Raw genomic sequence first — 24,761 nt, forward strand, 5'->3', positions numbered from 1 at the left:
ATATTCGAATATACGTATGCCGCTAAGCGATGACAATGCCCTTTTTCTGGAATCTAGTGTTTGTGGCGGTGATGAATGTCCGGAAAGTGCGGGTGACTGTGGCGGATCGGCGTGTGCTCGTGTTCATGGCTGTGGGGTTCGGTGCCGTCCCACTTGAACGAATGCTCGTGCTGATGATGTTCGTCATGAACGTGGCGATGGCCATGCTTGAGCGCCACGTGTTGATGATCATGGTCATGGTTTTCCTTGAGGTGAATCCAGACACCGAGGCCCATCAGCAGCGAAGCAAGCCAGAACGTCAGGGAGACCGGCTCGCCCAAGAGCACGATGGCAATCGCCGCACCGAGAAAAGGCGCCGTGGAAAAGTACGCGCCGGTGCGTGCGGTGCCCAAACCGCGCAGTGCCAGAACGAACAGCACCAGGCTGACGCCATACCCGAGGAAACCGACGGCCAGCGTCGGGACCAGTACGGTTATGTGCGGTAGTTTTGCGCCGAGCGCCAGCGCCAGAGAGCAGTTCACCAGGGCGGCAGTCAGCCCCTTGGTGCCGGCGATGAACAGGGCATCCGAGGCGGACACTTTGCGTGTCAGGTTGTTATCGATTGCCCAGCAGGCACAGGCGAGGGCGACCAGTAACGGTCCGATCCAACCCTGGGGGTGTGCCGAGTCGTGAGGCCAGGCCAGCAGCAAGCCGCCAGCGACGATTGCAAGCATGCCGGCGACGATACGACGGTCGGCATTTTCCTTGAACACCACCCAGGCCAGCACCGCTGTCAGTACCGATTCGAGGTTGAGCATCAGCGAGGCCGTGGCCCCCGACGTCAGGGTCAAACCATACATAAGTGCCACCGGCGCGAGCACACCGCCAAACGCGATAGCGCCCATCAACCATGGCCACTCCGACGATTTGAGGCCGCTGGGTTTCCAACCGCGGTCACGAATCAATCTGACCAGCGTCAAGCCCAGGCCGCTGCCCAGGTACAACAATCCGGCCAACAGGATCGGCGAAAGATCGATGCCCAACACTTTTGCCAACGGCGTACTCGCCCCGAAAAGTGCGGCTGCACCCAAGGCATAGATAATGTTCAGGTTCATCAAAGGCTCGTCGTTGTCTGGGCAATCGCGGGAATGCCTATTAAGTCACAGGCACGGAACGCGATCCATGTTGGCCGAACGGCGACAGGCTACATATAGGCACTCAGACCCGGCGCGCCATCAGCAACACCGATGCCGCCGCCGACAGCAATCCCGCACAGCAGCGGTTGAAGATCCGCTTGCCCCGTGGTTCGGCGAACCAGCGGCGCATGTGCAGGCCCATGTAGGCGTAGGCGGCGATGGCGATCCATTCCAGGATCAGGAACAGCGCGCCCAACAGCGCAAATTGCGGGGTGATCGCTCGGCTCGAGTCGACAAACTGCGGGAGAAACGCGGTGAAGATCAGGATCGCTTTCGGATTACCGGCCGCCACCAGGAACTCCTGGCGAGCCAGCGCCAGCATTCCGACCGGCGCACCCGCCACCTCGTTTTGTGCGCCCGGATCGGCTCGCCACAGTTGCCAGGCGAGATAGAGTAAGTACGCCGCCCCCAGAATCTTGATCCCGTAGAACAATAACTCCGAGGTTTGCAGCACCACCGCCAACCCCGCCGAGGCGAGGGCGATCATCCCGGCAAACGCCAGCAAGCGACCGATCCCGGCCAGGCAGGCGGTGCGGTAGCCGTAGCGGGTCGAGTTGCTGACCGACAGCAGGTTGTTCGGGCCGGGCGCCATGTTGAGGGCGAAACAGGCGGGAAGAAACAGCGTGAGCGTGGCGAGGTCCATGACGGGGCTCCTGTTACGAGAACCGTATTTTTATCACGGGTGGCGAGTGGTCTGGCCCATACAGCGGCGTACGCAAGTCGCCATACACTTGCCCTCGGCACGTCAAAAACGGATCTATGACCTACGCTTGTTCACAGACGCATGTTCAGTGAGCAGGGCTTGCTCCTGAGCGAGATTCACCGGCACCTAAAAAAACAATATCGGGAGACGACTCATGCAGGCTTTGTTCCGTGGACTTACTCGCTCCATCGCCGTTGCCGTTGCCATTACCGCTGCCGCGCTCACCACACCAGCCTTCGCGCTGGACACCGTCAAGTTCATGGCCCCAGGTTCAGTGGGTGGCGGCTACGACCAGACCGCACGGGATTTGGGCAAGGCCTTGATCGAAGCCAAAGCGGCCAAAGCGGTCACCTTCGAGAACAAGGGCGGGGCCGGTGGGACTTTGGGGCTGGCGCAGTTTGCCAACAGTACCAAGGGCGATCCGAATGCCCTGCTGGTGGTCGGCGCGATCATGGTCGCCGGTATTGAACAGAACAAACCGCAAATCACCTTGAAGGACGTGACGCCCATCGCCCGGCTTTTTACCGAGTACAACGTGATTGCCGTGCGCAAGGAGTCCGAGTTCAAAACCCTGGAGGACTTGCTGAAAGCCTTCAAGGAAAAACCGTCCAGCATCACCTGGGGCGGGGGTTCCAAGGGTTCGATCGATCACATTGGTATCGCCGATCTGGCCGGCAAAATGGATATTCCCGTCAACAAGGTCAATTACGTCGCCTTCGCCGGTGGCGGTGAAGTCGTTGCCCAGGTGTTGGGTGGCCAGATCAAGGTGATTACCGGGGGCTATGCCGAACTCGGCCAATACATCAAGAACGGCCAGTTCCGCGTCCTCGCCATCGGCGCACCGGAACGCGTTGAAGGCATCGACGCCCCGACCCTCAAAGAGAAAGGCTACGACGTGATCATCGGTAACTGGCGCGGTGTTTACGGTGCGGCGAACCTCACGCCCGAGCAGCGCAAAGAAGTCACCGACGCCGTGCTGGCTGCCGCCGATAGCAAAGTCTGGACGGACAATGTGAAAACCAACGCCTGGTCACCGAGCATCCTCACCGGAGATGAGTTCGGCAAATTCGTCGACGCAGAACACGTGCGACTGCACGCGATGCTGGTCGAGGTCGGGCTGATTGCCAAATGAATGAGCCGCGCAAAGTCGTGCCGGCGCAACTGGCGATTGGTGTCGGTGTGATAGTGATCGCCGCCGTGTTGGCTTTCGGCGCCTTTCGGTTTCCCCCGGAGATGGGTTTCGTCATCCTCGGCGCGCACGTCTATCCCTATGCTGTCGCGGCGTTCCTTGGTGTGGTGGGCGCTTTCCTGAGTGCTCAGGCGCTCACCGGTGGATTTCGCGAACTGGCCGACCACAGTGGCGAAAGTGCCAAGGCGCTGCCCGGCGGCAAACTCGGCGCCGCCTGGGTCACCGCAGGGCTGGTGGGGGTGGCCTTGCTGATCAACCTGATCGGCTTCGTGCTGGCGGCCGGGTTGCTGTTTGCCTGTTCGGCGCGTGGGTTTGGCAGTCGCCGCCCGGTGCGGGATTTGGCCATCGGCATTGCCTTGACGCTGCCGATTTACTGGCTGTTCAACGCCGGGCTTGGGGTTTCCCTTCCGCCCCTTATCAACGCCTGGATCTGATCCGGGCCGAAGGAGGTCAATAAGGTGGACATTCTCTCTAGCCTGGCAATCGGTTTCTCCGCGGCGCTGACACCGATCAATCTGATGTGGGGTTTCATCGGCTGTTTGCTCGGCACTGCCATCGGTGTCTTGCCGGGGATCGGCCCGGCGCTGACGGTCGCGTTGCTGCTGCCGATCACCGCCAAGGTCGACCCCACCGGTGCGCTGATCATGTTCGCCGGGATCTATTACGGCGCGCAGTTTGGTGGCTCAACCACCTCCATTCTGCTCAATACGCCAGGGGAATCGTCCTCCATGGTCACCGCCCTGGAAGGCAATCTCATGGCCCGCAACGGACGAGCAGGGCCGGCGCTGGCCACCGCGGCGATAGGCTCCTTCGTGGCCGGCACTATCGCGACGATCTTCTTGACCCTGTTTGCTCCGATCGTTGCCACGCTGGCGCTCAAGTTTGGCCCGGCGGAGTATTTCGCGATTCTGGTGCTGTCCTTCACCACGGTGTCGGCGGTGCTCGGCGCGTCGATGCTGCGGGGTTTCGCCTCGCTGGGGATTGGCCTGACGGTGGGCTTGATCGGCCTGGACGCGACCTCGGGCATTGCCCGCTACACCTTGGGGGTGCCGGAGTTGGTCGATGGCATCGAAGTGGTGCTGGTGGCGGTCGGGTTGTTTGCCGTGGGAGAAGCCTTGTACAGCCTGCTGTATCAAAAGGAAGAAGCCTCCGGACGGCACCGTTTGACCTCGTTGTGGATGACCCGCGCCGACTGGAAACGCTCGGTGCCCGCGTGGCTACGCGGAACGCTGATCGGCTTTCCCTTTGGTTCGATTCCGGCGGGTGGCGCTGAGATTCCGACCTTTCTGTCTTATTCCGCTGAACGCAAACTGAGCAAATTTCCGAAAGAGTTTGCCGGCAGCAAGGGCGAGGGCGCGATCGAGGGTGTTGCCGGCCCCGAGGCCGCCAACAACGCGAGCGCGACGGGTTCGCTGGTGCCGCTGCTGACACTCGGCATACCGACCTCCGCCACGGCCGCGATTCTGTTGGCCGCTTTCCAGAACTACAACCTGCAACCGGGGCCGATGCTCTTCCAGACCTCCGGTGAGCTGGTCTGGACGCTGGTGGCCTCGTTGTACATTGGCAACGTGATCTTGCTGGTGTTGAACCTGCCGTTGGTGGGCCTGTGGGTCAAGCTGCTGCAAATCCCCCGACCCTACTTGAACGCGGGGATTCTGGTGTTTGCCACCATTGGTGTGTACGGCATGCGTCACTCGTCGTTCGACCTGCTGCTGATGCTGGCGATCGGTTGGGGCGGGGTGCTGATGCGCCGTTTCGATTTTCCCGTCGCGCCAGTGATCGTCGGCATGCTGCTGGGGCCGATGGCGGAGAAGCAGTTGCGCAACGCGTTGTCCATCGGCGAGGGCGACTGGTCGATATTTGTCACGCAACCCATTTCCGCCGCATTCCTCGCGCTGACACTGCTGGTTCTGCTGGTGCCCCACCTGCTGCACGCCCGTGGAATCAAATTGCACGAGGATGATTGAGCCATCGCATTCGCTGTAGCAGCTGTCGAGCCTGCGAGGCTGCGTTCGGCTGCGCAGCAGTCGTAAAACTTGAGTACACGGTTTTCCTGATGCACCGCATTGTCTGATTTCACGACGGCTTCGCCGCCGAACGCAGCCTCGCAGGCTCGACAGCTGCTACGGCGGGGTGTTTAAAGTCGGGTTGGGCAGTTTTCTTCAATACGTGGGCCAGGGTGCTCTTTACCTTGAGCACTGTTTCCACTGACTTGAAGAAGGTATGCGATGAGTCTGATTATCTCCATGGCGGCGTTTGCCCTGGTGGCCTCGATTACACCGGGGCCGGTGAACATTGTGGCGTTGAGCGCCGGCGCGCAGTTCGGTTTTCGCGCCAGTCAACGGCATGTGGCGGGTGCGACGCTGGGGTTTGTGTTGTTGCTGGTGTTGATGGGCCTGGGCTTGCACGAGGTGTTGCGGTTGTGGCCGGCGCTGACGCAGGTGGTGCAGTGGGCCGGCGTGGCGTTTCTGTTGTTCATGGCCTACAAGTTGGCCGCCGACAACGGTCAGCTCGATGCCAAGGAATCCGGCCGTGCACCGTCGATGCTGTACGGCGCGGTCATGCAATGGCTTAACCCGAAAGCCTGGCTGGCCTGCGTGGCCGGCATGGGGGCGTTTGTCGCCGACGGTGAGGCGCGGCTGGTCTGGCAGTTTGCTGCGGTGTATCTGGTGATCTGCTACGTGTCGGTCGGCTGCTGGGCCTATGCCGGGACCTTTTTGCGCGGCTATCTGAACAACCCGGCGGGGATGCGCCTGTTCAACCGGATCATGGCGATGTTGCTGGCCATGAGCGCTGTGTATCTGCTGCTGCCTTAGCCGCGATATTGCCCCGGTGTCGCGGCCAGGTGCTGTTTGAACACCCGTTGAAAATGCGCCTGGTCGGCAAACCCCGCTTCTAGTGCGACATCGGCGATCAGCTTGCCGTTGCGCAGTTGATCCTGGGCGAACTGGATGCGCCGGTTAAGCAGAAACGCGTGGGGCGTCATGCCGTAATGCTGCTTGAACGCGCGGATCAGGTAGGACGGCGACAACTGCGCCGCCTCGCAAATGTCTTCGAGCTTGAGCAAGTGCGTGCAGTGATCGCGGATGTAATCGGCGGCGCGCTCCAGTTTGAAATTGGGCTCGCGCAGCGGTTGATCGACCGGGTTGAGCCGTAGCTGCACGTCGGCGAAAAACTCGACCGCCGCGCTGTGTTTAGCCAGCACGTCTTGCTGTTGATCGATCAACACTTCATACAACGCCTTCAAGCCTTCAAACAGGCTGGCGTCGCGAGTGTGCGTGATGGAAAAACGGCGAAACGCCAGATCCTGACTGAAACCGAGTTGGTGCTGCAAATCGGTGAGCCACGGCGTATCGACGTACAGCATCAGGTAGGACCACGGCTGATCGTCGATCGGGTTGCAGGCGTGGACATCGCCAGGGTTCATCAGCACCACGGTGCCGGCGCTGACCTGAAACTGCGCTTGCTCGTGAATATATGTACTGCGCCCGGCCGTGATCGCGCCGATGGAAAAGTGCTCGTGGGAATGACGGGTGTAGCAGACCTCGCGACCATCGGCGATGGAACGGGCTTCGATGAAGGGCAGGGCGTCGTCACGCCAGAAGCGCGGGGCCTTGTCAGTGTTTTTGGCAACGGAGTGCTTCATGCTCAGTCCTCGGCAGGTCAGCGTTGGAGTGTATTAGCTCTCACCGTTAAAGGCTCGTTGCAGCTCGGCGATGTCGAGTTTTTTCATCTGCATCATCGCCTCCATGGCGCGCTGGGATTTTGCCGTGTCGGGGTCTTTGATCATGTCCATCAGGGCGATTGGCACAATCTGCCACGACAGCCCGAACTTGTCCTTGAGCCAGCCGCATTGCTGGGCTTGAGGGACGCCGCCGGCGGACAGGGTTCCCCAGTAGTGATCGACTTCTTCCTGGGACTGGCAATTCACCTGGAACGAGACCGCCTCGCTGAACTTGAACAACGGTCCGCCGTTCAGGCCGGTGAAACTTTGCCCGTCGAGTTCGAAGCTGACGGTCATCACCGAGCCTTCGGGCCGGCCGTGGAACTCGAAACCGGCGTGGCCGTAATAGGTGGTGGCGGTGATTTTCGAATGGTCGAAGATCGAGCAGTAATATTTTGCAGCCTCTTCGGCTTGATCGTCGAACCATAGGCAGGGGGTAAGTTTTTGAACGCGTTGCATGGCGCTGCTCCTCTACGGATTTCTCACGCTGACTTTCAGCGTAGCCAGCCTGGGGTCGTCTGGCCGTACCGTAGATCGCCAAGTTTATTAAATGGAATAGAGTCGATATGACCTGCTGGCGCAGCATCGTTTGACTACGCATTCAGGGGGACTGCCGCCAATCAACCACCGCCCTGGCTAGCAACCCACCCCGTAGCCAAATCAATAAACCCCCGCAGTTTCGGCTGCGACTGCGAACGGCTGGGAAAATACAGATACAACGCCGAACTGAGCGGCACAAAGTCCTGCAGCACTCGCTCCAGACGCCCATCCGCCAATTCCTCGGCAATCTCCAGATCACAGGCATACGCCAACCCCGTCCCACTGCGAGCAGCCGCCACCAACAGGCGCCGATCATTGACGATCACGCCACCCTCGACGCCGACGGTAAAATCTCGACCCTCGCGGCGAAACTCCCAGCGATGAGCGCTGCCCGACGTCGAAAAGCGAAAGCCGATGCATTCGTGCCGAGTCAGCTCTTCAGGGCTGGTGGGTCTGCCAGCCTTGGCGAAGTACGCCGCAGAACCCACCACCGACCATTGCAGGTCGGGCGTCAGGCGCACCGCAATCATGTCTTTTTCGATCGACTCGCCCAGACGAATCCCCGCATCGAAGCCGCCGGCCATCAGATCGACCGTGGCGTCGTCCAGGGAGATGTCGAGGGTGACTTGCGGATACGCCTGCCGGTACAGCGCAATCAGCGGCTCCATCAATAAACTGCCGGACAGCCGCGGTGCCGTGAGGCGCAAGGTGCCCATGGGCTGATCGCGAAAACCGCTGAGCACCGCCAGGGCGTCGTCGATTTCACTGGCTGCCGGGCGCAAACGGGCAAACAGGCTGGCGCCGGCCTCGGTCAAGGCCACCCGGCGCGTGGTGCGCTGAAACAACAGCACGCCGGTGCGTCGCTCAAGCAACTTGATCGCGTGGCTGACCGCGGTGGGCGTCACCGCCAGTTTTGTCGCGGCCAGGGTGAAGCTTTTATGCTCGGCGACCGCCAGAAACTCGGTCAAGCCGTCGAAAGGGTCGTGATTCATATCGGCGCCATTATGAAAGAGCGTTTCATAGTGCTTGTAACACGAGGGCATTTTTCCGGCCAATCATCCTGCGTACCTTGTGCTTACCCCAACTGCACACAAGGATTCACGCTCATGACCACTTCCCACAGCTTTAAACGTGTCTGGCTCATCACCGGTGCTTCCCGTGGCATCGGCGCAAAGATTGCTGCCGCTGCACTCGCCAACGGTGACGCCGTTGTTGGCACCGCCCGTGACGCCAGCAGCATCACCCAACGTTTTGGCGTTCAACCGGGTTTGCTGGCGGTTAATCTGGATGTGACCAACGAAGCACAAGGCGCTGCGGTCGCCCAGGCGGCCATCGAACACTTCGGGCGCATCGACGTGCTGGTCAATAACGCCGGTTTCGGTTTGCTTGGCGCGGTGGAAGAGGCCAGTGCCGATGAAGTGCGGCGCGTGTACGAAACCAACGTTTTCGGTTTGCTGAATGTCACTCGCGCCGTCCTGCCGCACATGCGCGCCGCTCGCAGTGGGCATGTGATCAACCTCTCGTCGGTGGGCGGCTACCGGTCGGGGCCGGGTTTCGGCGTCTACTGCTCGACCAAATTCGCCGTCGAAGGCTTGAGCGAGGCGCTGCACGCCGAGTTGGCACCGCTGGGCGTCAAAGTGACCGTGGTCGAGCCTGGTTACTTCCGCACCGAATTTCTCGAAGGCAATTCGCTGGTCGAGTCGCCGTCCACGATTGCCGACTACGACAGTACAGCCGGCGAAGTCCGCAAAATTGCCAAGGCTGTGACCCTGAATCAGCCAGGCGATCCGGACAAGCTCGCCGACGCCATGATCACCCTGGTGGAAGCGGAAAAAGCCCCATTGCGCTTGCCACTGGGCAGTGACTGCGTCGCAGCGATCGAAGCCAAGAACAGCTTCGTCGCCGAAGAGTTGCAGACCTGGCGCGAAGTATCGGTCTCCACCGATTTCTAAGCTTCAAACGTTGAAGAAGGCCGCCGATTGAGGCGGCCTTTTCATGACCGGTGGTCGATGAACCTGTCCGTTGGATCAAATTGCGCTTAGCTGTAGGGATAACCCAATCCCGTAGGAGCGAGGCTTGCCCGCGAAAGCGTCCATTCTGACACCCCGCGTTATCGTTCTTCGCGAGCAAGCTTCGCTCCTGCAAAAACAATGGCATCACCGTGAGTCTGAGGAAGTTCGCAATGCTGACCCTTAATATCAACGGCAAGGATCAGGAGCTGGATGTCCCCGCCGACATGCCGCTGCTCTGGGTGCTGCGCGATGTCGCGCACCTCACTGGCACCAAATTCGGTTGCGGCATGGCCCAGTGCGGCGCCTGCACCGTACACATCGACGGCGCGCCGCTGCGTTCTTGCATCACGCCCGCCACGGCGGTGGCCCATGGGCAGAAAATTCTTACCATTGAAGGCCTGTCCACTGACGGGACGCACCCGGTGCAGCAAGCCTGGGCCGAACTCGATGTGGTCCAGTGCGGTTATTGCCAGTCCGGGCAGATCATGTCGGCGGCGGCCTTGCTGGCGAAGATCCCCAAACCCACCGACAGCGACATCGATCAGGCGCTGTCCGGCAATATCTGCCGTTGCGGCACTTATCCAAGGATTCGTGCCGCGGTCAAACGCGCCGCCGAACTCGGTTGATGGGAGGCTCGCCATGAACAGCATCAATCGACTCTCGCGCCGTGGTTTTCTCAAGGGCAGCGCCGTGCTGGGCGGCGGTCTGGTGGTGGCGTTTGTCATCCCCGGTGCGCATCGTTTCGCCGTCGGCGCCGAGAATCAAGGCAATGTGTTCGCACCCAATGCCTTCCTGCGCATTGGCAACGACAACAGCGTCACCGTGCTGCTGGGCCATTCGGAAATGGGCCAGGGCATCTGGACCGGCTTGACCATGCTGATCGCCGAAGAGCTCGACGCGGATTGGTCAAAAATCCGCGTCGAACATTCACCCGCGTCGGCCGCCGATTATGGTCTGGCGGCGTTTGGCGGGATGCAGATTACCGGCGGCTCGACCTCAACCTGGATGGAATTCGATCGTTACCGCCAGGCCGGCGCTGCGGCGCGTTTGATGTTGATCGACGCCGCCGCCAAACGCTTCAACATCGCGCCTTCGCAGATTCGCACCGAATCCGGCGTGGTGATCGCCGGCGAGCGACGCGCGACGTACGGCGAACTGGCCGATGACGCCGGCAAGTTGCCACTGCCGGACCCGGCCTCGATCAAGCTCAAGGACGCCAAGGACTGGAAGCTCATCGGCAAACCCACCAAGCGCCTGGACACACCGGAAAAAATCACCGGCCGGGCCAAATTCGGCATGGACGTGCAATTCGACGGCCTGATGACTGCCATGGTCGCGCGCCCACCGGTGTTGGGCGGCAGCGTCAAATCCTTTGAAGGCGCCGAGGCGCTGGCGATACCGGGCGTGCACAAAGTGGTGCAGGTGCCCACCGGCGTGGCGGTGATTGCCGATCATTACTGGGCGGCGAAGCTGGGGCGCGATGCGCTGAAGGTCGAGTGGGACCTGGGGCCGAACGCCGGGCTCGACAGTCAGAAGCTGCTGGAAAGCTTCCGCCAACTCGCCATCACCCCCGGCACGTCCGCGAGCAAGGCTGGTGATACCGAGGCGACCCTGGCCAAAGCGGCCAAGACCATCGACGTCGAATACAGCGTGCCGTACCTGGCGCACGCACCGATGGAACCGCTCAACTGCACGGTGAGCATCACCAAAGACAAATGCGAAATCTGGACCGGTACCCAATTCCAGACCCTCGATCAAATGGTCGCCGGGAAAATCACCGGGCTCAAACCCGAGCAAGTCGAGATTCATACCGAGTTTCTCGGTGGCGGCTTCGGGCGCCGGGCCAACCCGACCTCGGACTTCGTCAGCGAAGCGGTGTACGTCGCCAAGGCCGCTGGCGGACCGGTGAAAACCGTCTGGTCCCGCGAGGACGATATCCGTGGCGGCTATTACCGTTCGGCGTTCCTGCATCAGGCGCGCGTGGGTCTGGGCGCCGACGGCCTGCCACTGGCCTGGAAGCATGTGATGGTCGGGCAATCGATCATGGCCGGGACCATGCTTGAGGCGGCGATGGTCAAGGATGGCATCGACAAGACCTCGGTCGAAGGCGTCGCCGACAGCCCTTACCTTGAAGGGTTGGCCAATCACCAGGTGGAACTGCATTCACCGAAGACCGGCATCAGCGTGCTGTGGCTGCGCTCGGTCGGGCATACGCACACCGCGTTTGTCATGGAATCGTTGATCGATGAACTGGCTGAAGCGGCCGGCAAGGATCCGGTGGAATACCGACGCACCTTGCTCAAGGCGCATCCACGGCATCTCGGCGTGCTGAACCTGGCGGTGGAGAAAGCCAACTGGAATGCGCCTTTGCCCGACGGTCATGCGTTGGGCGTGGCGGTGCATGAGTCGTTCGGCAGTTACGTGGCCCACGTCGCCGAGGTGTCGCAGGACAACCTGGCGATTCGCGTGCACCGGGTGGTGTGCGCGGTGGACTGCGGGATCGCGGTCAACCCGCAGAGCATCGCGGCGCAGATGGAATCGTGCATCACCTTCGGCCTCGGATTTACCTTGCACAGCAAACTGACCTTCAAGGACGGGCAGGTGGTGCAGTCCAACTATCACGACTATCAAGTGCTGCGGCTCAACGAAATGCCGGTGGTCGAAGTGCATATCGTGCCCAGCAGCGAAAAACCCGGCGGCATCGGCGAGGCCGGTGTACCGCCCACGGCGCCGGCAGTGGCCAACGCAGTGTTCGCCCTGACCGGGCAGCGCCTGCGGGAACTGCCGCTGCAACTGTCGGGGGTGTGAGATGAAACGACATCTGCTGCTTGGCGCGGTGGTAATGATCGGACTGGTCGGCTATGCCGAAGATTTGTTCGCTGACGACAAGGAAGCGTTAAAGGCTTTCGATACCGTGCAGAAAGTCTTCCAGAGCCCGCGTTGCCAGAATTGCCACATCCCCGGCGACTCACCGTTGCAGTTCGATGCCGGGATTCCCCACGCCATGGACGTAGTGCGCGGAATGGACGGAAAAGGCGCGGCCGGTTTGCCCTGCGCGACTTGCCACGCCGAAAGCAATCCGCCGGCCAGTTATGGACCGCACGCACCGCCGGGGGCGCCACACTGGAGCCTGCCGCCGGCGGCGCACAAAATGGCCTGGATCGGCCTGCCGGCCAACCAGTTGTGCGCCATGATCAAGGACCGCTCCAGCAATGGCGATCGCGATTTCGCCGCGCTGATCAAGCACGTCAGTGACGACAAACTGGTGCTCTGGGGCTGGAATCCGGGCGGCAATCGGGCGCCGGTGCCGGTGCCACATGACATTTTCGTCAGCCAGTTCAAGCGGTGGGCGGACGCCGGCGGGCCGTGTCCGGTGGAAGGGATCTGACCAACGGTAAATTCATCAGGAGTCAAACCGGGTATGGGCGCCTCTAACGTACATACCCTTCACAGGAGTGAGTAATGCAGGTTCCAGACAAACCGGTCAAACCTGGCGCTTGCGCAGACACATTGCGCGGGCTTAACGTTCTCGAGACCGGGGTGCAGGAGCGCGAAATGATGCGCAACCTGGCGCGCAAGTTCGAGCAGCAGTTGACGGCGGTGCAGATGGCAAGCATGGATGAGTTGACATTGTTGACCAATCTTCATGGCTTCCTGGCCTTGTCCCAGTTGTGGCTTGATGCCTGCCTGGAGATGGATAAACCGGTCAGCCTGCTGTTTTTCGACCTCGCTTACTTCAAGCAGATCAACGAACTGTATGGCCGTGCCGAAGGCGACGATGCCCTGAAAACCTTCGCCGACGTACTGCGTATCGCCTTTCGCGAGAGCGATGTCGTCGGGCGGGTCGGCGGCGATGAATTCGCCGTGTTGCTGACCGGTTCCGCCGCAGTCGACGCTGCCGGCATCAGGGCGCGGCTCGAAGAGATGCTCGACGAGCGCAATTCAACGGTACATCGCTGCTACGACATTCGCTTCAGCATCAACCAGATCGAGTTCAATGCCCAGACTCACAAAACCGTGGACGGCCTTATGGCAGCTATCGAACGTGCTCGCCATCATGGGGCGGTGCGGTTCTGAGCAGTTCGCTTGCCACCTGCTCGGCGGCGCTCAACAACTGCCCGTCGTGCCTGAATCGACCCACCATCTGTAGCCCGATCGGCAGCTGTGCTTGAGTGCGGTTCAGCGGGATGTTCACCTGTGGCCAGCCGAACGCTCCCCAAAATTTGATGAAAACTGACGGCCCGGTGCCTTCCAGGCCCAGTGGCGCGACCAACCCGCAACAGGGGCCGAGCAGGGCGTCGAAGGGTTGGCACAGCGCATTCAGTCGTGGAGCAAGCTCCGCCAGGCGCGCCTTGGCAGCGGACTCCTGATCCCAGGTCGTCGCGGCCGCGCGCTCGAACATGGCCAGTGTCGAAGGACTCAATTGCGTGCGGTGTTGTTGATACTCCTTCGCCAGCGAGCGTGCGCCTTCGCAATCGTTGATCAGTTGGTGATCGTCGAACACCCCGGCAAACTCATGCGGCAACTGCACTTCGCTGACGTGATGGCCGGCACTGCGCAATTGCTCCAGTGCTTGCTCAAGCGCGTGCGCCACCTCCGGTTCCACTTGATGCCAGCGCGAGGTGCGATAGAAGCCCAGGCGCAACGGCTGCTGTCCGGTTTCAGGCACCGTGAACCCGGGAATCAGCACGCGCGCCACCAGGCTCAGATCACGCACGGATCGACCGTACCAACCGACGGTGTCGAAGCTGGGGGCCAGCGGCTTGACGCCTTCCAGCGATACCAGCCCAAACGATGGCTTGAAGGCAAACAGGCCGCAGTAGGACGCGGGCTTTAGCAGCGAACCAGCGGTCTGCGTGCCCAGCGCCAAGGCAAAAAAACCCGCCGCCATTCCTGCCGCCGAGCCCGCGCTGGAACTGCCGGGCGTGCGGGCTAGATCGTGCGGGTTGCGGGTCGGACCGGTGTGCATGTAAGCAAATTCGGTGGTGTGGGTCTTGCCCATGATCAGTGCCCCGGCCTGGCGCAACAGCGTTACCACGTGGGCGTCCCGGGACGGCTGGTTTCCCGCATAAATGGGCGAGTAAAACTGCGTGGGGTAGACGGCAGTATCGAAAATATCCTTGACGCCCACCGGCACCCCGGCCAGCAAGCCTCGGCCGTTGTGTTGCGCCGCATCGGCGCGCACTTGCCGGACGTCGAACGAAATAAAGGCCTGTATGTCCGGCTCGTGCGCCTGGATACGTTCAAGGAAGGTTTCGGCGACGTCGGCCGCAGTCGTTTCGCCGTTGACCACCGCCTGACTGAGGGCGGTGGCGTCAAGGGTAGGGCGGATCATTTGGCGAACAGCTGATTGATGTCTTTGAACGCCTTGAATTCCAGCGCGTTGCCGCAGGGGTCGAAGAGAAACATCGTCGCTTGCTCACCCACCAAACCCTCAAAGCGAATCCCCGGCTCGATCACGAATTGAGTGCCGAGTGACTTGAGCCGCTGCGCCAACGCCTGCCATTGCTCCATGCCCAACACCACACCGAAATGCGGCACGGGCACGTTATGGCCGTCAACAGCGTTGGTGTGTGCGGCTTCTTGAGAGGCGTTTTTCGGCGCCAGGTGAATCACCAGCTGATGGCCGAAAAAGTTGAAATCGACCCAATGATCGCTGGAACGACCTTCCTCCAGGCCGAACACTTCGCGATAAAAAAGGCGTGCGGCGCTCAGGTCATAGACCGGGATGGCCAGGTGAAACGGGGAGAGTGGCATGGTGGGTTCCTTGGTTGTCAGGCGTTGACGATGAGTTTAGTCCTGTGCTTTTTGATTAAAAGACGATAATTTTTGCATCGAGCTCAAATAATATCGATCAATCGAGAACGCCATGCTGCGGGAACTGAAAACCTTCATTGCCGTGACGCGCTATGGCACGTTCGCGGCAGCCGGGATGCACATCGGCCTGACACAGTCGGCGGTCAGCGCGCAGATTCGTAATCTGGAGCAGGCGCTGGGCATTCGCTTGTTCGATCGCACCGGGCGTCAGGCGCTGCTGAATGCGGCGGGGCAACGCGCGTTGCCGATGGCCAGGGAAATGCTCGAAACCTTCAGCCGCATGGCGGTCAGTGATGATGTCAGCGAATACCGCGGCGAGTTGAAAATTGGCGCGGTGGCCACGGCGCAAACCGGGCTGCTGCCTCAGGCGTTGTTGCGCCTGCGCCAACAGGCGCCGCTGCTGGAGCCGAAACTGGTGCCTGGTGTGTCGTTGAATCTGTTGAGCCAGGTAGACACTGGCGAAGTGGACCTGGCGATCCTGATCAAGCCGCCGTTCGACTTGCCCAAGGAATTGTCCGCGCAAGTGATTCGCCGCGAGCCGTTCGTACTGATTGTGCCGGCCGACCTTGAAGGTGATGACCCGTTGCAGTTGCTGGCGGAACATCCGCAGGTGCGCTACGACCGCAACTCGTTCGGCGGGCGCCTGGTGACGCGCTTTTTGCGCGAACAGCAGATCGACGTGCACGTCGCCCTTGAACTGGATGAGCTGGAAGCCATCGTTAAAATGGTCGAATGCGGATTGGGCGTGTCACTGCTGCCCGAGGCGGGGCTGTGGCTCGAACATCGAGCGAACGTCAGGATCATCCCGCTGGGAGCGCTGACGTTCTACCGCGAAATTGTCCTGTTGCAGCGCTACAGCCAGCGTACCCAGCCGATTCAGCAGCTCTTTGCGAAATGCCTGAACACCCAATAACCCTGTGGGAGCGAGCCTGCTCGCGATGACGGTTGATCATTCAAAATAATGTTACCTGACACACCGCCATCGCGAGCAGGCTCGCTCCCACAGTGGACTGCATCTGGCAAGGATTCGCGGGCATTAAAAAACCCGCCTATCGAGGCGGGTTTTTCGTTGCGACCGGAAGATTACTCTTCCAGGCTGCCCATGGCCGTGGTGTTGAAGCCACCGTCCACGTACATGATTTCGCCGCTGATGCCGGACGCCAGGTCCGAGCACAGGAACGCGCCGGCGTTGCCGACTTCGTCGATGGTGACGTTACGACGCAGCGGGGTTTGCGCTTCGTTGGCGGCCAGCATCTTGCGGAAGTTCTTGATGCCGGACGCGGCGAGGGTGCGGATCGGGCCAGCCGATACGCAGTTGACGCGGGTGCCGTCCGGGCCCAGGGAGCCGGCCAGGTAACGTACGCCAGCTTCCAGCGAAGCCTTGGCCATGCCCATCACGTTGTAGTTCGGCATGGTGCGCTCGGCGCCCAGGTACGACAGGGTCAGCAGGCTGCCATTGCGGCCTTTCATCATTTCGCGACCGGCCTTGGCCAGGGCCACGAAGCTGTAGGCGCTGATGTCGTGAGCGATGCGGAAACCTTCACGGGTGGTGGCTTCGGTGAAGTCGCCGTCCAGTTGGTCGCCCGGGGCGAAGCCGACGGAGTGCACGATGCAATCCAGGCCGTCCCACTTCTTGCCCAGCTCAACGAAAACCTTGGCGATTTCTTCATCGCTGGCCACGTCGCACGGGAAGCACAGGTCAGGGTTGGAACCCCAGCTTTGTGCGAACTCTTCGACACGACCCTTGAGTTTGTCGTTCTGATAAGTGAAGGCAAGCTCAGCGCCCTCGCGATGCATGGCGGCAGCGATGCCGGATGCGATGGACAGCTTGCTGGCGACACCGACGATCAGTACGCGCTTACCGGCGAGAAAACCCATGTGTTGCTCCTCTCTTTCAGGTTATTGCGCAGTGGCTGGAGCCAGGAAAGCGGCTTCCAGCAACTGCTGTGTATACGGATGTTGGGGGGCGGCAAAGATACTTTGCGCGTCTCCCTGTTCGACCACTTGGCCCTGCTTGACCACCATCAGCTGGTGGCTCAGCGCTTTGACGACAGCCAGGTCATGGCTGATAAACAGATACGTCAGGTTGTACTTGGTTTGCAGTGAACGCAGCAGCTCCACCACTTGGCGTTGCACTGTCCGGTCGAGGGCCGACGTCGGCTCGTCCAGCAGAATCAGCGCCGGTTTTAACACTAATGCCCGGGCAATGGCGATTCGCTGCCGTTGCCCACCGGAAAATTCGTGGGGGTAGCGGTTCCGGGTTTCCGGGTCCAGGCCTACCTCCTTCAATGCCGCAATAATCGCTTGTTCCTGTTCCGCCTCGGTGCCCATCTTGTGGATTCGCAGGCCTTCGCCGACGATCTGGCTCACACACATCCGTGGGCTCAAGCTGCCAAACGGGTCCTGAAACACCACCTGCATCTCCCGCCGTAGCGGTCGAACCTGTTGCTGCGTCAGGCAGTCTAGCTGCTTGCCTTCAAAACGGATCGCGCCTTTGCTACCGATCAGCCGCAAAATCGCCAAACCCAGCGTCGATTTGCCCGAACCGCTTTCTCCCACAATCCCCAGGGTCTGGCCCTGGGGCAGGCTGAAATTGATGCCGTCCACCGCTTTGATGTGGTCGACGGTCTTTTTCAGAAAGCCTTTCTTGATCGGGAACCAGACTTTCAGGTCCTCGACTTGCAGCAATGGCGGGCCAATCACATTGGTCGCCGGCTTGCCGCTGGGCTCCGCTGCCAGCAGTTCCCGAGTGTACGGATGCTGCGGCGCGCGGAACAACTCTTCGCACGATGCCTGTTCGACGATGCAACCGCGCTGCATGACACATACGCGATGCGCAATTCTTCGCACCAGGTTCAAATCGTGACTGATCAGTAGCAACGCCATGCCCAATCGGGCCTGTAATTCCTTGAGCAATTCGAGGATTTTAAGCTGAACGGTCACGTCCAGGGCGGTGGTCGGCTCGTCGGCAATCAGCAATTCTGGCTCATTCGCCAGGGCCATCGCGATCATCACCCGTTGCCGCTGGCCACCGGACAATTCATGGGGCAGGGCCTTGAGGCGTTTCTCGGGCTCTGGAATGCCGACCATCTCCAGCAATTCCAGGGTGCGCTTGGTCGCCACTTTACCGATCAGGCCTTTGTGGATACCCAGCACCTCGTTGATCTGCTTCTCGATCGAGTGCAGTGGATTGAGCGAGGTCATCGGCTCCTGGAAGATCATCGCAATCCGGTTGCCGCGGATGTGGCGGATGGTTTTCTCTTTCAGGCTCAGCAGGTTTTGCCCGGAATACTCGATGGTCCCGGACGGATGCCGGGCGAGCGGGTAGGGCAGCAGGCGCAGGATCGAGTGCGCGGTCACCGATTTGCCGGAGCCGCTTTCACCCACCAACGCGAGGGTTTCGCCGCGCTTGATGTCGAAGCTGACGCCTTCGACCACTCGCTGACAGCGATCGCCGACGACGAATTCGACGGCGAGGTCGCGCACTTCGATCAGATTGTCCTGATTCATTTCACTTCCTCGGGTCGAAGGCATCGCGAGCGGACTCGCCGATGAATACCAGCAAACTCAACATCAACGCCAGCACCGCAAACGCGCTCATGCCGAGCCACGGCGCTTGCAGGTTGGATTTGCCCTGAGCCACCAACTCACCCAGCGACGGCGCGCCCGGCGGCAAACCAAAGCCCAGGAAGTCGAGCGCGGTCAGGGTGCCGATGGCGCCGGTCAGAATGAACGGCATGAACGTCATGGTCGAGACCATCGCGTTGGGCAGGATGTGGCGGAACATGATCGCACCGTTCTGCATCCCCAACGCCCTGGCCGCGCGTACGTATTCGAGGTTGCGCCCGCGCAGGAACTCGGCGCGGACCACGTCCACCAGGCTCATCCACGAGAACAACAGCATAATCCCCAGCAGCCACCAGAAGTTTGGCTGGACGAAACTGGCGAGGATGATCAGCAAGTACAGCACCGGCAACCCGGACCAGATTTCCAGAAAACGCTGCCCGGCCAGGTCGACCCAGCCGCCATAAAAGCCCTGCAAGGCGCCGGCAATGACGCCGATGATCGAGCTGAGAATGGTCAGCGTCAGGGCAAACAGCACGGAAATACGGAAACCGTAAATCACCCGTGCCAACACATCGCGGCCCTGATCGTCAGTGCCCAGCAGGTTATCGGTCGAGGGCGGCGCCGGGGCGGGGACTTTCAGGTCGTAGTTGATGCTCTGGTAGCTGTAGGGGATCGGCGCCCACAACACCCAGGCCTCCTTGGCCTTGAGCAGTTCGCGGATATACGGGCTCTTGTAGTTGGCTTCCAGCGGGAATTCACCGCCGAACACGGTTTCCGGGTAACGCTTGAGCGCCGGGAAGTACCAACCGTTGTCGTAGTGCACCACCAGCGGCTTGTCGTTGGCGATCAGCTCGGCGCCGAGGCTGGCGCCAAACAGGATCAAAAACAGCCACAGCGACCACCAGCCACGCTTGTTGGCCTTGAACAGTTCGAAGCGTCGGCGATTGAGAGGGGACAGGTTCATCTCAATGCTCCCGGCTTTCGAAGTCAATGCGCGGATCGACAAAGGTGTAAGTAAGGTCGCCGATCAGCTTCACCACCAGCCCCAGCAGGGTGAAGATGAACAACGTGCCGAAGACCACCGGGTAATCGCGGTTGATCGCCGCTTCAAAGCTCATCAAACCCAGGCCGTCCAGGGAGAAGATCACTTCCACCAACAACGAGCCGGTAAAGAAAATCCCGATGAACGCCGACGGGAACCCGGCGATCACCAGCAGCATGGCGTTGCGGAACACATGGCCGTAGAGCACACGGTGGTTGGTCAGGCCCTTGGCTTTGGCGGTGACCACGTACTGTTTGTTGATTTCATCGAGGAAGCTGTTTTTGGTCAGCAGGGTCATGGTCGCAAAGTTGCCGATCACCAGGGCTGTCACCGGCAAGACCAGGTGCCAGAAGTAATCGAGAATCTTGCCGCCCATGCTCAGTTCATCGAAGTTGTTCGAGGTCAGGCCGCGCAGCGGGAACCAGTCGAAATAGCTGCCGCCAGCGAACACCACAATCAGCTGGATGGCGAACAGGAACGCCGGGATTGCATAGCCGACGATGATCGCCGAACTGGTCCAGACGTCGAAGTGACTGCCGTGCCGCGTCGCCTTGGCGATCCCCAGCGGGATCGACACCAGGTACATGATCAGCGTGCTCCACAGCCCGAGGGAGATCGACACCGGCATCTTTTCCTTGATCAGGTCGATGACCTTGGCGTCGCGAAAGAAGCTGTCGCCGAAATCCAGGGTCGCGTAGTTCTTGATCATGATCCACAAGCGTTCCGGCGCCGATTTGTCGAAGCCGTACATGTGCTCGATTTCTTTTACCAGCGCAGGGTCCAGACCTTGCGCGCCGCGATACGCCGAACCGGCCACCGAGACTTCGGCACTGCCACCGGCAATGCGGCTGGTGGCGCCTTCGAAGCCTTCGAGCTTGGCGATCATCTGTTCCACCGGCCCACCGGGGGCGGCCTGGATGATCACGAAGTTGATCAGCAGGATGCCGAGCAAGGTCGGGATGATCAGCAGCAGTCGCCGAAAAATATACGCCAGCATCTATTACTCCGTGCCCGCAGGGTCGGCTTGCAGTTTGGTTTCGACTTCTATCGCCGGTGTCGCATCCGGCTTGACCCACCAGGTATTGATGCCGATGTCGTACTTGGGTGAGATTTTCGGATGGCCAATGTGGTTCCAATAAGCCACGCGCCAGGTTTTGATGTGCCAGTTGGGGATGACGTAATAACCCCATTGCAGCACGCGGTCCAGTGCGCGGGCGTGGGACACCAGGCTTTTGCGCGAATCGGCATTGATCAGTTGCTCGACCAACTGGTCCACCACCGGGTCCTTGAGGCCCATGGAGTTGCGGCTGCCGGGTTTGTCGGCGGCGGCGGACATCCAGAATTCGCGCTGTTCGTTGCCCGGCGAGTTGGATTGCGGGAAGCTGCCGACGATCATGTCGAAGTCCCGCGAGCGCACGCGGTTGATGTACTGCGAAACGTCAACGCGGCGGATAACCAGGTCAATGCCGAGGTCGCTGAGGTTACGCTTGAACGGCAGCAACACCCGCTCGAACTCGGTCTGGGCCAGCAGGAACTCGATGTTCACCGGTTTGCCGTGGGCGTCGACCATCTTGTCGTCGACGATCCGCCAGCCGGCTTCTTGCAGCAGTTGGTAGGCCTTGCGTTGCTGGGCGCGGATCATCCCGCTGGCGTCGGTCACCGGGTTCTGGAACGACTCGCTGAACACCTGCTCGGGAATCTTGCCGCGAAACGGGTCGAGAATCGCCAGTTGATCGGCGTCCGGCAGGCCGGTGGCCGCCATTTCCGAATTCTCGAAGTAGCTGCGCGTGCGCGCGTAGGCACCGTTGAACAACTGCTTGTTGGTCCATTCGAAGTCCATCAACAACGTCAGCGCCTGACGCACACGCACGTCCTGGAACACCGGGCGCCGCAGGTTGAATACGAAACCTTGCATGCCGGTCGGGTTGCCGTTGGGGATCTGCTCCTTGATCAACCGGCCTTCGGTCACCGCTGGAATGTTGTAGGCGTTGGCCCAGTTTTTTGCGGCCATCTCCAGCCAGTAGTCGAACTGCCCGGCCTTGAGCGCTTCCAGCGCCACGGTGTTGTCGCGGTAATAGTCGGTGGTCATCACGTCGAAGTTGTAGAACCCGCGGTTGACCGGCAAGTCCTTGCCCCAGTAATCCTTGACCCGCTCATAACGCACCGAGCGTCCGGCTTTCACTTCGCTGACCTTGTAAGGGCCGCTGCCGAGGGGCTTTTCCAGGTTGCCCTTGGTGAAATCCCGGGTCGCCCACCAATGTTTGGGCAGTACCGGCAACTGGCCGAGGATCAGCGGCAGTTCGCGGTTGTTGCTGTGTTTGAACTTGAACAGCACCGTCAGCGGGTCTTCAGCGACCACTTCGTCGACATCGTTGTAGTAGCCGCGATACATCGGCGCGCCGTCCTTGATCAACGTCTGAAAGCTGAACACCACGTCTTCGGCGCGGATCGGATGACCGTCGTGGAAGCGTGCTTCGGGGCGCAGGTAGAACCGCACCCAGCTGTTGTCCGGGGCTTTTTCGATCTTGCCGGCGACCAGGCCGTATTCGGTGAACGGTTCATCCAGGCCCTGTTTGGCCAGGGTGTCGTAGATCATGCTGATGTCGTCGGCGGCAACCCCTTTGCTGATGAACGGGTTGAGGCTGTCGAAGCCACCGAAACCGGCCTGGCGGAAGATTCCGCCCTTGGGCGCGTCCGGGTTGACGTAATCGAAGTATTTGAAATCGGCCGGGTATTTCGGCGGCTCGTTGTACAGGGTCAGGGCATGTTGCGGGGCGGCGCAGGCCAGCCCGGCGAACAACAGGCCGCTGGCCTGCAGGAGCAGGACGCGTACGGGTTTCATTGATCTTTCTCCGAAGATTTCAGCCACCACGCGCTCAGGCCCAGGGTGTAGGGCGGCGTAGTGACGAAGGCGAACCGGTTGCGGTAAGCCAAGCGGTGATAATTGAGGTACCAATTGGGAATGATGTAGTGCTGCCACAGCAGCACCCGGTCCAGCGCTTTGCCGGCCGAGACTTGTTCATCACGGGTCTGGGCGGCGAGCAATTGTTCAAGCAAGTGATCGACCACCGGGTTGGCAATGCCCGCGTAGTTCTTGCTGCCCTTGACCCCGACCTGGCTGGAATGAAAGTACTGCCATTGCTCCAGGCCCGGGCTGAGGGTCTGGTTGAGGGTCATCAGGATCATGTCGAAATCGAACTGATCAAGGCGTTGCTTGTACTGGGCGCGGTCGACCGTACGCAGGCGCGCGTCGATGCCGATGCTGGTGAGGTTCTCGACGTAAGGCTGGAGAATGCGCTCCAGGTTTGGATTGACCAGCAGGATCTCCAGACGCAACGGTTGCCCGGTCGCGTTCTGCACCCGTTGGCCATTGAGCTTCCAGCCGGCCTCGGCAAGCAGGCTCAGGGCCTTGCGCATCGTTTCCCGTGGAATGCCGCGCCCTTGGGTCTGCGGCAGGCTGAAGGGCTCAGTGAAGAGCTTGGCGGGCAACTGCTCGCGATAGGGCTTGAGCATCAGCCATTCATGGCCGACCGGCAGGCCGGTGGCCGAGAACTCGCTGTTGGGGTAATAACTCATGGCGCGCCTGTAGGCGCCGCTGAACAGCGTTCGGTTAGTCCACTCGAAGTCGAACATCAACCCCAGCGCTTCACGGACCCTGGCATCTGAAAAAGTCGCGCGGCGGCTGTTCATGAACAGCCCTTGGCTTTGGGTCGGGATCTGATGCGGGATCTGCGCCTTGATCACATCGCCGCGCCTGACGGCCGGGAAGTCGTAGCCGTTTTCCCAGTTCTTCGCCTGATGTTCGATGTAGATGTCGAACTCGCCGGCCTTGAAGGCTTCGAAGGCGACGTCGCTGTCGCGGTAGAACTCGACTTCCATACGGTCGACGTTGTACTTGCCGCGATTGACCGGCAGGTCCTTGCCCCAGTAATCCTTGACCCGTTCAAACACAATCTGCCGTCCAGGCGATACCGACGTGATGCGATACGGCCCGCTGCCCAGTGGCGGTTCGAAGGTGGTCGCCTTGAAGTCACGACCTTTCCAGTAGTGCTGCGGCAGCACCGGCAACTCACCCAGGCGCAGGATCAGCAAAGGATTGCCGGCACGCTTGAAGACGAAGCGGATGCGATGCGAGTTGAGCACGTCGACCCGCAACACTTCCTGAAGGCTGGTGCGGTACTGCGGATGACCGTCCTTGAGCAGCAGGCGGTAGGAGAAGGCCACGTCGTACGCGGTGATCGGCGTGCCATCGTGGAAACGCGCTTCGGGGCGCAGGTTGAACACCACCCAGCTGCGGTCTTCGCTGTATTCCACCGATTGGGCAATCAGGCCATAACTGGAGGTCGGTTCGTCGCCGGACGGCGCGTATTGGCCAGTGCCGACCATCAACGGTTCATTGAGCTCGTTGATGCCGTATTGCAGGAAGTTGGGGGTGGAAACCGGGCTTGAGCCCTTGAACGTGTAAGGGTTGAGCGTATCGAAGGTGCCAAACGCCATCACCCGCAACGTACCGCCCTTGGGCGCTTGCGGGTTGACCCAGTCGAAGTGGGTAAATCTGGCCGGGTACTTGAGCGTGCCGAACTGCGCATAACCGTGGCTTTCGCTGATCGTCGCGCTAGCGGAGGAGCTCAAGGCCAGGCTGATCAGGAGCAGGAGGAGGGGACGCTTCAAGTCAGAGATCCGATCCAGGCGGCTTGGGCTTTGTGGGCCGTACAGTAACAGCTTGTATCGACAGGAAAAAGACGGGGGGGTAATGCGCTGTTAATTGCTGGTGTGATGGGTCGGGAGCCCCAAACTTTCGCCTCGCTTTTGTAGCAGCTGGCGAAGCCTGCGTTCGGCTGCGAAGCAGTCGTGAAGTCAGACAATGCGGTGTATCAGGAATACCGCGTGTTCAGGGTTTACGACTGCTGCGCAGCCGAACGCAGCCTTGCAAGCTCGACAGCTGCTACAGGAATTTGGGTAAGCTTCTCGGGCGAAAAAAAGCCCCTGATA

General features: G+C 60.7%; 23 protein-coding genes. 10 read left to right on the forward strand and 13 right to left on the reverse strand.

Annotated features, from left to right (window positions below; all coding sequences use genetic code 11):
• Positions 1-53: 53 nt before the first annotated feature.
• The gene (locus tag ACA057_RS14835) at positions 54-1,094 is read right to left on the reverse strand and encodes a DMT family transporter (RefSeq protein ID WP_497349535.1); all 1,041 of its coding nucleotides are present in this window, start codon (positions 1,092-1,094) and stop codon (positions 54-56) included.
• Positions 1,095-1,197: 103 nt separating this feature from the next.
• On the reverse strand, positions 1,198-1,818 hold the full coding sequence (locus ACA057_RS14840; protein WP_497349537.1) for a LysE family translocator: 621 nt from the start codon (positions 1,816-1,818) through the stop codon (positions 1,198-1,200).
• Between the two features lie 214 nt (positions 1,819-2,032).
• On the opposite strand from ACA057_RS14840, the gene ACA057_RS14845 reads away from it, so the two are divergent.
• The 4 genes from ACA057_RS14845 (at position 2,033) to ACA057_RS14860 (ending at position 5,883) form a co-directional block, all read left to right on the forward strand.
• Complete coding sequence (locus ACA057_RS14845) at positions 2,033-3,010, forward strand: tripartite tricarboxylate transporter substrate binding protein (protein WP_497349539.1); 978 nt, start codon at positions 2,033-2,035, stop codon at positions 3,008-3,010.
• The gene (locus ACA057_RS14850; RefSeq protein WP_497349541.1) at positions 3,007-3,501 is read left to right on the forward strand and encodes a tripartite tricarboxylate transporter TctB family protein; all 495 of its coding nucleotides are present in this window, start codon (positions 3,007-3,009) and stop codon (positions 3,499-3,501) included. Before ACA057_RS14845 ends, ACA057_RS14850 begins: the two co-directional genes overlap by 4 nt.
• 24 nt (positions 3,502-3,525) lie before the next feature.
• Positions 3,526-5,034 carry a tripartite tricarboxylate transporter permease gene (locus ACA057_RS14855; RefSeq protein WP_497349543.1) on the forward strand — a complete coding sequence of 503 codons (1,509 nt, stop codon included), beginning with the start codon at positions 3,526-3,528 and terminating at the stop codon, positions 5,032-5,034.
• 261 nt (positions 5,035-5,295) lie between these two features.
• Positions 5,296-5,883, forward strand: a complete 588-nt coding sequence (locus tag ACA057_RS14860; protein ID WP_497349545.1) for a LysE family translocator — start codon at positions 5,296-5,298, stop codon at positions 5,881-5,883.
• Here ACA057_RS14860 and ACA057_RS14865 read toward each other — a convergent pair.
• From ACA057_RS14865 to ACA057_RS14875, 3 genes are all read right to left on the reverse strand, one after another.
• On the reverse strand, positions 5,880-6,713 hold the full coding sequence (locus ACA057_RS14865; protein WP_497349547.1) for an AraC family transcriptional regulator: 834 nt from the start codon (positions 6,711-6,713) through the stop codon (positions 5,880-5,882). The two genes, ACA057_RS14860 and ACA057_RS14865, sit on opposite strands and share 4 nt — an antisense overlap.
• 33 nt (positions 6,714-6,746) lie before the next feature.
• Positions 6,747-7,250 (reverse strand): VOC family protein, encoded by a 504-nt coding sequence (locus ACA057_RS14870; RefSeq protein ID WP_497349549.1) that lies wholly within the window; start codon positions 7,248-7,250, stop codon positions 6,747-6,749.
• Positions 7,251-7,411: 161 nt separating this feature from the next.
• Positions 7,412-8,323, reverse strand: coding sequence for a LysR family transcriptional regulator (locus ACA057_RS14875; protein WP_497349551.1), 912 nt, complete (start codon positions 8,321-8,323; stop codon positions 7,412-7,414).
• 114 nt (positions 8,324-8,437) lie between these two features.
• On the opposite strand from ACA057_RS14875, the gene ACA057_RS14880 reads away from it, so the two are divergent.
• The 5 genes from ACA057_RS14880 to ACA057_RS14900 all read left to right on the forward strand — a co-directional run bounded on the left by ACA057_RS14880 (position 8,438) and on the right by ACA057_RS14900 (position 13,420).
• A complete protein-coding gene (locus tag ACA057_RS14880; protein ID WP_497349553.1) occupies positions 8,438-9,283 on the forward strand; it encodes an oxidoreductase in 846 nt (281 codons plus the stop codon).
• A gap of 230 nt (positions 9,284-9,513) precedes the next feature.
• Complete coding sequence (locus tag ACA057_RS14885; protein ID WP_059405034.1) at positions 9,514-9,969, forward strand: (2Fe-2S)-binding protein; 456 nt, start codon at positions 9,514-9,516, stop codon at positions 9,967-9,969.
• Positions 9,970-9,982: 13 nt separating this feature from the next.
• Complete coding sequence (locus ACA057_RS14890; protein WP_497349555.1) at positions 9,983-12,151, forward strand: xanthine dehydrogenase family protein molybdopterin-binding subunit; 2,169 nt, start codon at positions 9,983-9,985, stop codon at positions 12,149-12,151.
• Between the two features lies 1 nt (position 12,152).
• Positions 12,153-12,731 carry a hypothetical protein gene (locus tag ACA057_RS14895; protein ID WP_497349557.1) on the forward strand — a complete coding sequence of 193 codons (579 nt, stop codon included), beginning with the start codon at positions 12,153-12,155 and terminating at the stop codon, positions 12,729-12,731.
• 74 nt (positions 12,732-12,805) lie between these two features.
• The gene (locus ACA057_RS14900; protein ID WP_497349559.1) at positions 12,806-13,420 is read left to right on the forward strand and encodes a GGDEF domain-containing protein; all 615 of its coding nucleotides are present in this window, start codon (positions 12,806-12,808) and stop codon (positions 13,418-13,420) included.
• Here ACA057_RS14900 and ACA057_RS14905 read toward each other — a convergent pair.
• Together ACA057_RS14905 and ACA057_RS14910 are read right to left on the reverse strand one after the other, a co-directional pair.
• Positions 13,380-14,678, reverse strand: a complete 1,299-nt coding sequence (locus tag ACA057_RS14905) for an amidase (RefSeq protein WP_497349561.1) — start codon at positions 14,676-14,678, stop codon at positions 13,380-13,382. The two genes, ACA057_RS14900 and ACA057_RS14905, sit on opposite strands and share 41 nt — an antisense overlap.
• Positions 14,675-15,100: a VOC family protein gene (locus ACA057_RS14910; RefSeq protein ID WP_497349563.1), complete on the reverse strand. Its 426-nt coding sequence runs from the start codon at positions 15,098-15,100 to the stop codon at positions 14,675-14,677. Before ACA057_RS14910 ends, ACA057_RS14905 begins: the two co-directional genes overlap by 4 nt.
• A gap of 112 nt (positions 15,101-15,212) precedes the next feature.
• Between ACA057_RS14910 and ACA057_RS14915 the strand changes: the two genes are divergently transcribed.
• Positions 15,213-16,073 (forward strand): LysR family transcriptional regulator, encoded by an 861-nt coding sequence (locus ACA057_RS14915; RefSeq protein ID WP_497349565.1) that lies wholly within the window; start codon positions 15,213-15,215, stop codon positions 16,071-16,073.
• A 170-nt stretch (positions 16,074-16,243) separates the two neighbouring features.
• On the opposite strand, the gene fabI is transcribed toward ACA057_RS14915, so the two are convergent.
• The 6 genes from fabI to ACA057_RS14945 are packed head-to-tail and all read right to left on the reverse strand — an operon-like array spanning position 16,244 to position 24,422.
• Positions 16,244-17,038, reverse strand: coding sequence for an enoyl-ACP reductase FabI (gene fabI, locus ACA057_RS14920; RefSeq protein ID WP_008152082.1), 795 nt, complete (start codon positions 17,036-17,038; stop codon positions 16,244-16,246).
• Between the two features lie 21 nt (positions 17,039-17,059).
• A complete protein-coding gene (locus ACA057_RS14925; protein WP_497349567.1) occupies positions 17,060-18,670 on the reverse strand; it encodes an ABC transporter ATP-binding protein in 1,611 nt (536 codons plus the stop codon).
• A gap of 1 nt (position 18,671) precedes the next feature.
• Positions 18,672-19,691: an ABC transporter permease gene (locus ACA057_RS14930; RefSeq protein ID WP_497349569.1), complete on the reverse strand. Its 1,020-nt coding sequence runs from the start codon at positions 19,689-19,691 to the stop codon at positions 18,672-18,674.
• A gap of 1 nt (position 19,692) precedes the next feature.
• Positions 19,693-20,766 carry a microcin C ABC transporter permease YejB gene (locus ACA057_RS14935; protein WP_497349571.1) on the reverse strand — a complete coding sequence of 358 codons (1,074 nt, stop codon included), beginning with the start codon at positions 20,764-20,766 and terminating at the stop codon, positions 19,693-19,695.
• A 3-nt stretch (positions 20,767-20,769) separates the two neighbouring features.
• Positions 20,770-22,611 carry an extracellular solute-binding protein gene (locus ACA057_RS14940; RefSeq protein WP_497349573.1) on the reverse strand — a complete coding sequence of 614 codons (1,842 nt, stop codon included), beginning with the start codon at positions 22,609-22,611 and terminating at the stop codon, positions 20,770-20,772.
• Entirely contained in the window at positions 22,608-24,422 is a 1,815-nt protein-coding gene (locus ACA057_RS14945) for an extracellular solute-binding protein (RefSeq protein ID WP_497349904.1), read from the reverse strand. The genes ACA057_RS14940 and ACA057_RS14945 overlap by 4 nt, the downstream gene beginning before the upstream one ends.
• Positions 24,423-24,761 lie beyond the last annotated feature (339 nt).

This window comes from Pseudomonas sp. LBUM1661, from assembly GCF_059695925.1.

Excerpts from the sequence above, each read along its gene's own strand:
- ACA057_RS14880 (WP_497349553.1), top strand. The coding sequence starts at position 8,438 with ATGACCACTTCCCACAGCTTTAAACGTGTCTGGCTCATCACCGGTGCT.
- ACA057_RS14885 (WP_059405034.1), top strand. The coding sequence starts at position 9,514 with ATGCTGACCCTTAATATCAACGGCAAGGATCAGGAGCTGGATGTCCCC.
- ACA057_RS14875 (WP_497349551.1), bottom strand. The coding sequence starts at position 8,323 with ATGAATCACGACCCTTTCGACGGCTTGACCGAGTTTCTGGCGGTCGCC.
- ACA057_RS14835 (WP_497349535.1), bottom strand. The coding sequence starts at position 1,094 with ATGAACCTGAACATTATCTATGCCTTGGGTGCAGCCGCACTTTTCGGG.
- ACA057_RS14930 (WP_497349569.1), bottom strand. The coding sequence starts at position 19,691 with ATGAACCTGTCCCCTCTCAATCGCCGACGCTTCGAACTGTTCAAGGCC.
- ACA057_RS14845 (WP_497349539.1), top strand. The coding sequence starts at position 2,033 with ATGCAGGCTTTGTTCCGTGGACTTACTCGCTCCATCGCCGTTGCCGTT.
- ACA057_RS14915 (WP_497349565.1), top strand. The coding sequence starts at position 15,213 with ATGCTGCGGGAACTGAAAACCTTCATTGCCGTGACGCGCTATGGCACG.
- ACA057_RS14910 (WP_497349563.1), bottom strand. The coding sequence starts at position 15,100 with ATGCCACTCTCCCCGTTTCACCTGGCCATCCCGGTCTATGACCTGAGC.
- ACA057_RS14870 (WP_497349549.1), bottom strand. The coding sequence starts at position 7,250 with ATGCAACGCGTTCAAAAACTTACCCCCTGCCTATGGTTCGACGATCAA.
- ACA057_RS14840 (WP_497349537.1), bottom strand. The coding sequence starts at position 1,818 with ATGGACCTCGCCACGCTCACGCTGTTTCTTCCCGCCTGTTTCGCCCTC.
- ACA057_RS14895 (WP_497349557.1), top strand. The coding sequence starts at position 12,153 with ATGAAACGACATCTGCTGCTTGGCGCGGTGGTAATGATCGGACTGGTC.
- ACA057_RS14905 (WP_497349561.1), bottom strand. The coding sequence starts at position 14,678 with ATGATCCGCCCTACCCTTGACGCCACCGCCCTCAGTCAGGCGGTGGTC.
- ACA057_RS14935 (WP_497349571.1), bottom strand. The coding sequence starts at position 20,766 with ATGCTGGCGTATATTTTTCGGCGACTGCTGCTGATCATCCCGACCTTG.
- fabI (WP_008152082.1), bottom strand. The coding sequence starts at position 17,038 with ATGGGTTTTCTCGCCGGTAAGCGCGTACTGATCGTCGGTGTCGCCAGC.
- ACA057_RS14940 (WP_497349573.1), bottom strand. The coding sequence starts at position 22,611 with ATGAAACCCGTACGCGTCCTGCTCCTGCAGGCCAGCGGCCTGTTGTTC.
- ACA057_RS14860 (WP_497349545.1), top strand. The coding sequence starts at position 5,296 with ATGAGTCTGATTATCTCCATGGCGGCGTTTGCCCTGGTGGCCTCGATT.
- ACA057_RS14900 (WP_497349559.1), top strand. The coding sequence starts at position 12,806 with ATGCAGGTTCCAGACAAACCGGTCAAACCTGGCGCTTGCGCAGACACA.
- ACA057_RS14850 (WP_497349541.1), top strand. The coding sequence starts at position 3,007 with ATGAATGAGCCGCGCAAAGTCGTGCCGGCGCAACTGGCGATTGGTGTC.
- ACA057_RS14890 (WP_497349555.1), top strand. The coding sequence starts at position 9,983 with ATGAACAGCATCAATCGACTCTCGCGCCGTGGTTTTCTCAAGGGCAGC.
- ACA057_RS14925 (WP_497349567.1), bottom strand. The coding sequence starts at position 18,670 with ATGAATCAGGACAATCTGATCGAAGTGCGCGACCTCGCCGTCGAATTC.
- ACA057_RS14865 (WP_497349547.1), bottom strand. The coding sequence starts at position 6,713 with ATGAAGCACTCCGTTGCCAAAAACACTGACAAGGCCCCGCGCTTCTGG.